The 5,353-nt window shown below is 59.1% G+C and carries 10 protein-coding genes; 6 read left to right on the forward strand and 4 right to left on the reverse strand.

Going from position 1 to position 5,353, the window contains the following annotated elements; translation table 11 throughout:
- Positions 1–240: 240 nt before the first annotated feature.
- The 3 genes from ISS20_RS23330 to ISS20_RS23340 all read right to left on the reverse strand — a co-directional run bounded on the left by ISS20_RS23330 (position 241) and on the right by ISS20_RS23340 (position 1,201).
- Entirely contained in the window at positions 241–444 is a 204-nt protein-coding gene (locus ISS20_RS23330; RefSeq protein WP_291440010.1) for a hypothetical protein, read from the reverse strand.
- On the reverse strand, positions 441–857 hold the full coding sequence (locus tag ISS20_RS23335; protein ID WP_291440012.1) for a transcriptional regulator: 417 nt from the start codon (positions 855–857) through the stop codon (positions 441–443). The genes ISS20_RS23330 and ISS20_RS23335 overlap by 4 nt, the downstream gene beginning before the upstream one ends.
- 89 nt (positions 858–946) lie before the next feature.
- Positions 947–1,201 carry a helix-turn-helix domain-containing protein gene (locus tag ISS20_RS23340; protein ID WP_291440014.1) on the reverse strand — a complete coding sequence of 85 codons (255 nt, stop codon included), beginning with the start codon at positions 1,199–1,201 and terminating at the stop codon, positions 947–949.
- Between the two features lie 103 nt (positions 1,202–1,304).
- Between ISS20_RS23340 and ISS20_RS23345 the strand changes: the two genes are divergently transcribed.
- From ISS20_RS23345 to ISS20_RS23355, 3 genes are all read left to right on the forward strand, one after another.
- Entirely contained in the window at positions 1,305–1,922 is a 618-nt protein-coding gene (locus ISS20_RS23345; protein WP_291440016.1) for a LexA family transcriptional regulator, read from the forward strand.
- A gap of 10 nt (positions 1,923–1,932) precedes the next feature.
- On the forward strand, positions 1,933–2,427 hold the full coding sequence (locus ISS20_RS23350) for a zinc ribbon domain-containing protein (protein WP_291440018.1): 495 nt from the start codon (positions 1,933–1,935) through the stop codon (positions 2,425–2,427).
- A gap of 320 nt (positions 2,428–2,747) precedes the next feature.
- Positions 2,748–3,233 (forward strand): hypothetical protein, encoded by a 486-nt coding sequence (locus ISS20_RS23355; protein WP_291440020.1) that lies wholly within the window; start codon positions 2,748–2,750, stop codon positions 3,231–3,233.
- Between the two features lie 495 nt (positions 3,234–3,728).
- Here ISS20_RS23355 and ISS20_RS23360 read toward each other — a convergent pair whose 3' ends face one another.
- Positions 3,729–3,920, reverse strand: a complete 192-nt coding sequence (locus ISS20_RS23360) for a hypothetical protein (protein ID WP_291440022.1) — start codon at positions 3,918–3,920, stop codon at positions 3,729–3,731.
- 164 nt (positions 3,921–4,084) lie between these two features.
- On the opposite strand from ISS20_RS23360, the gene ISS20_RS23365 reads away from it, so the two are divergent.
- The 3 genes from ISS20_RS23365 (at position 4,085) to ISS20_RS23375 (ending at position 5,353) form a co-directional block, all read left to right on the forward strand.
- Positions 4,085–4,366, forward strand: a complete 282-nt coding sequence (locus ISS20_RS23365; protein WP_291440024.1) for a hypothetical protein — start codon at positions 4,085–4,087, stop codon at positions 4,364–4,366.
- A 202-nt stretch (positions 4,367–4,568) separates the two neighbouring features.
- On the forward strand, positions 4,569–5,063 hold the full coding sequence (locus ISS20_RS23370; RefSeq protein WP_291440026.1) for an HNH endonuclease signature motif containing protein: 495 nt from the start codon (positions 4,569–4,571) through the stop codon (positions 5,061–5,063).
- A 2-nt stretch (positions 5,064–5,065) separates the two neighbouring features.
- A complete protein-coding gene (locus ISS20_RS23375) occupies positions 5,066–5,353 on the forward strand; it encodes a hypothetical protein (protein ID WP_291440028.1) in 288 nt (95 codons plus the stop codon).

Genomic DNA, 5,353 nt, shown 5'->3' on the forward strand with positions numbered 1-5,353 from the left:
CGACGGCCCTTGGCTACGGTGTCCGTCAGCTGCTCGATGTGAAAGCAGTTGCTGCGCTTGCTCCACATACGGTGCCCACGCGGCTGATGATCTCCATGGCTGTAGTGCCGCATTTACGCGACAGGAGCTTTGCGAGAATTTGATGTTGTGTCATACAATGCACCTCAGTTAGTTAGAAGCCGGTCGGGTTGCAGCCCATATGACCGGCTTTTCTTTTGCCTGCGAGAAGGTGCGCAGGCTTCACCGTGATCCACTAGAGCCGCGATCAAACACAGTTGAGCGACTGCCAGCGCGTTTGCTGCGTTGAACCTTGGCGTCGTAGAGCGCCTCTTGCGCCTTGTGCAGCGCGTCATCGAACTTCGTGACCGGAGAAGCCTGAACAGCTCCAACGGTGCCGAAGTGCGGCGGCTGGTTCAGTGGCTTGCGGGGGTTCCAGAGGCTCATGCTGGAACCCTCCCGGCCAGCAGTTGGCGCATCAGTCGGTTCTCAGCCTCTGCAGCTTGGGCGCGTTGTTCGGCCAGTTCGGCGCGGCGCTCTGCTTCGGTCTTGATCATCACCAGCGTGCAACCGACTTGGAATGCGGCCCACTCGGGATAGATCGTGTTGCCGACCACCTCACAGAACTGGGCCGCCAGATCAGCCTGCAGCGTGGCTTTGCCCTTCTTGATGTTGGAGAAGTACCCGGCATCAATGCCGAGCGCCAGATAGATTTCCTTGTCTTCCAAGCCGGAGACGCTGCAGGCCAGCGTGAAAGCTGCTGCCGATGTCTTCTGTGCGCGGATCATTTCGAGTGGCACAGAGGCACGCTGCGGCGCGCGGGCAAGGGCTAATTCGTGCTGGTCTTCAATCGAGGTCATGATGTTTGAGCCGGGTTGAGTACCCTGTTGGGCGAAAAAAAAGCCACCATCCGTTCATGCGAAACACAAAACGAATGGCGGTTCATAGCTCAGGCCGTAGCGGTGGGCTTGGCTTTGCGGGCGGGATTGGCCAGCTCTGGCCAGATCAGGTGCCAGTCGTCTGGGCGCAAGTCGCGGCGGGTGACGGCGCCTTTGGTTTCCCGCTCAATCGCCACGCAATGGGCGGCAGGAACACGGCGGTCTTCGTCTTTCCACTGGCTGACGGCGCCCTTGCTGACGCCCAGCACTGCCGCCAGTGCGGTTTGTGAGCCGATGATGTCGGCGGCTTTGTCAATCGGGTGCATCGGTTGTCCTGTTCAGAATTTCGATACCAGTATAGAACTTCTGCACCCACAAGGTCAAGTATTTCAACACCCAATTTGTTCAGATTTTCTTTACATTTCCTCCATGAGCACGAATGAATGGGTCCGGGCGGCCCGCAAGCACGCGCAGCTGACGCAGGACGGATTGGCCGAAAAACTGGAGATGTCGAAAGGCAATGTCTCCGGCTGGGAAAATGGGCGACACAAGCCCAGCTTCGAGCAGATGAAGCGCGTTTCAGCCCTGACTGGCTACCCGCTTCCGCTTGAGGGCGTCGCCAATACAGAGCCAGGCCCAGACCTGCGCGGCAAGGTGCCGCTGATTTCCTGGGTGCAGGCCGGTGAGTGGTGCAACGCTGCAGATCCACACCTGCCAGGCCAGGCCGACCGCTGGATGGATTGCCCCGTCAGCCACAGCGGCAGCACGTTTGCTCTGCGCGTGCGCGGCGACTCCATGACGGCGCCCAGCGGCAACAGCAGGACCTACCCCGAGGGCTGCTACATCTTTGTGGACCCCGAGCGCAAAACCCCAGTAAACGGTGACCGGGTGGTGGCCTGCCTTGATGGCACAGACGAAGTGACGTTCAAGGTCTACAAGAATGAGGACGGCCGCCAATGGCTGCAGCCGCTGAATCCATCCCATGAGCCCATCCGGGAGAAGTTTCACATCCTGGGCACGGTGCTAGGAAAATGGGAAGACGGATAACGGAGGATTGATGGCACTCATTGCATGCGCCGAATGCGGCAAGGAAATCAGCGACAAGGCCGCGGCCTGCCCGCACTGCGGTGCGCCTGTCGCGAAGGCCGCTGCGAACAAGTACGGGCCGCCAGGCGCCAAATCGAAGGCCTCGCCTTGGCCTGCAGCCATCTCAATCTCCATCTTGGCAGTGATCGCCGTCTCTTACTCTCAGCTGGGCGGCGGCTCTAAGTCGAAGGAGCGGGACTACGAATTTGGCGCCAAGATGGCATGCAAGGAGGAAATCAAGAAGCGTCTCAACGACCCTGGGTCTGCAGAATTCCCGAGTGCCGACAAGTTTTTTGTCACTGAGATCACGCCGAAGTCTTCGTATTCAGTCACTGTCGAAATGCGGGCAAGAAATGGGTTCAACGCTCTGCAGCTAACGCAATTCAGGTGCGTGATTGCTGACCTGTCGTACCCGTCAGATGGCGGCTATACATGGCGGGGAACTGTTGCCGAGGTCAAGCCTTGAAACTTGTCGCGGGCTTGCTTGCGGCTGTATTGGCAACATCAGCAAACGCCGTAATGGAGCGCGACCGCGCCCAAGTGCGCGCCTTCCGCGCCGAGAATCCCTGCCCTGCCACCGGCCGCACGCGCGGGGCCTGCCCTGGGTGGCATGTGGATCACGTCATCGCCCTATGCGCTGGCGGTCTAGACCGGCCCAGCAACATGCAGTGGATCACCAAAGAGGACCACCGGTTTAAGACGCTGGTGGATGTGAAGGAGTGCCGCAAGTCGCGGCGCCTTGTTGAACGGTAGCCCGCACAGTGCTGGGCAAGTGGGAGGATGGGGATGTTTGATGCGCAACAAATGGCGGGGGCTCTCGGCAGCCTTAAGGCAGCGGCTGATATCGCAAAGGCTGTGATGGGGGCAAAGGTTGACTTCGCCGTGAAAGAACAGGTGATGTCAATCCAGCAGTCTCTCTTGGAGGCCCAGCAAGCCATGCTTGCGATGCAAGAGGCGATGGCGGATGCCAACAAGCGCGCACGCCAAGCTGAAGAGGCATTGGTGGCAGCCAATGATTGGGCGAAGGAAAAAGAGCGATACAAGCTTTTTACCCCATACACCGGAGCGGTTGTGTACGCGATTAAAGAGAGCGAAGCGCGCGGCGAGGTGCCTCATTACATATGCACAAACTGCTATGAGCAGCGCCGCAAGTCGATCCTGAGCTATGCCAAACTGCCCGACGGTTGGTACTCCTTGAGGTGCAGCGCCTGTAAGCGTGAGGCGCCGACGAATTTCCGGAGCGCCGGGCAAGCCAAGTACCCGCCCGAATAGGCCCCAACCGCGCCGACCGAACCCGCCCTGAGCGGGTTTTTTTTCGCCTGTCGCTTCCGTCATGTGTGGCTCCTGTTGCGCGCCGGGGTGGCGCTGGGCGCGAGTTTACAGAAAGTGCAGAAATTCCACACTTTTAGTTCAGAAACGCTTGACACCATGTATAGAGTCTCTATACTTCAACCCATCGCAGCAAAACGCAGCGACAGGGTGAGCGGATCGGCGGTCACCACGGAGTTCTTGCAGCCAGGCACGGCTGGGTAAACGCAGTGCCTCCGCGGGCGGTAGCGGGCTAGAAAAGATCGTCGGTGCGAAGGCTAGTAGCGCTCTGCCCCTGGATGGGATCAGGCAACGCGAACGAGATAGGGACCATGGGAGGAAACAACCATGTCGCCAATGCACCTCGAAGTCCAAACCCTGGGGCTAAGTACGGGGTTGAGGCGGGATCTGTACCGCCAAGAAAAGAAACCAAAAGCAGCGCTACGCCCACCGGAGCGGTCAATCCGGCATGGCCTTCGCAAGAGGGCCAAAACCTGAGCCGCGTGACAGGCGGTTGAGGTTTTCAACAGGAGCAACGATGAACGACGCGCAATACAGAGCGGAAATTGACCGCGTGAAGGACCAACTCGGACAGATCGCCAGCAAATCGAATGTTGGCGTAGTCGTGCCCGCCGCGATGGAGATTGTCATGAACTCCATCATGAGCATTGGTGACAAGGAAGAAGCCCTGCGTGCCACGGATTCGCTGCGGCCAATGATTGACTACATCGAAGGCCAGTTGCGCGGGCACCAGTAACCCCACCCCGCCCCTACACCAGGGGCCGGGAGTGCCCCAACCAAACAAGGAGAGCAGCATGGAAAAGCAAGAGCGACCGCATTTGAAGTATTGGGATCGGCTCTGCGCGCTGCAGCCGTACAGCTTCTTCCTCAGCGATCCACCCGGTGTGAAGCGTGTGCCAGACAAAACAGGCCAGTGGATAGAGCGGCACAAAGCGCAAGAGATCATGGACGCGGCGCAAGTCGAGATAGGCGAACTGCGCAGTGCGCTAAACGCCATGCTCACACACATGGGCATGGACGAAGACGAGTGGAACAAGCCCACCTTCGATCAAGCGCGGAGAGCACTTACCCAATAGCGAGTTACGGGGCGGCAACGCCGTGCGGACCGACCCCGCGACACCTTGTCAAAGACCTCGGTGTTCGTTGGCAGAGCCGACTACGGGAACCACCACGCGCCGGGCTGCGAAAGCCACGCCGCCCCACCCCCCTGGCACATAGCCAGACACCACCCCACACACCAGCCCGCACCACGCGGGCTTTTTCTTTTCTGGAGGCCCTATGGAAAAGGCATTGACCGCTGAAACGCTGCGCCAGTATTTGGACTACGACGCTGCAACTGGATTGTTCACGCGCAGGGTCACACGCAAAGGTGGCGCCCGCGCTGGTGATGTGGCCGGCACCCTTAGCTTGGGCTATGTCCGAATCCAACTGAACGGCGACTTTTACATGGCGCACAGATTGGCATGGTTGTGGGTTTATGGGCACTGGCCATCAAAACACCTGGATCACATCAACAGGATCAAAAGTGACAACAGGATTGCAAATCTGCGCGAGGTCTCTCGATCAGAAAACATGCAAAACACGTCATTGCGCGTTAACAACACCAGCGGATACAGAGGCGTTAGCTATTTCAAGCAAACGGGCAAATGGCAGGCCTACATAGCTACAAACCGCAAGCTGCATCACCTTGGACTTTTTGAATCTCCAGAGTCAGCAAGCGCTGCTTATCAAGAAGCGGCGGCACGGTTGCATAGCCATAGGCCAGGGGCGTGATCATGTCCTTTGAGCTACTTATGCGCGACTGCGCAGCGCACGAAGACCAGCGCCAGCGGTACGCCGAAGCGCTGGAAGCCGAGGAAGTCCGGCTCACCCGCGAAACCCTGGAGCAGGCCAAGGCAGGCCAGTACGACCGGCTGCGCGAAGCCTTCGACTTCCGGGACCACGACGCGATTGTTTTCCGTGCGCTGGTGAGCTGTGCCGACAAGGGCGCGCCAGAAGCAAAGGAAGCTCTCGACACGCTGGCCCGGTGGTACGGCGAATGGCACGCGGAGGTGGACGAATGA

It is taken from the genome of Acidovorax sp. (assembly GCF_016783915.1).
Taxonomy (GTDB): Bacteria; Pseudomonadota; Gammaproteobacteria; order Burkholderiales; family Burkholderiaceae_C; genus Acidovorax.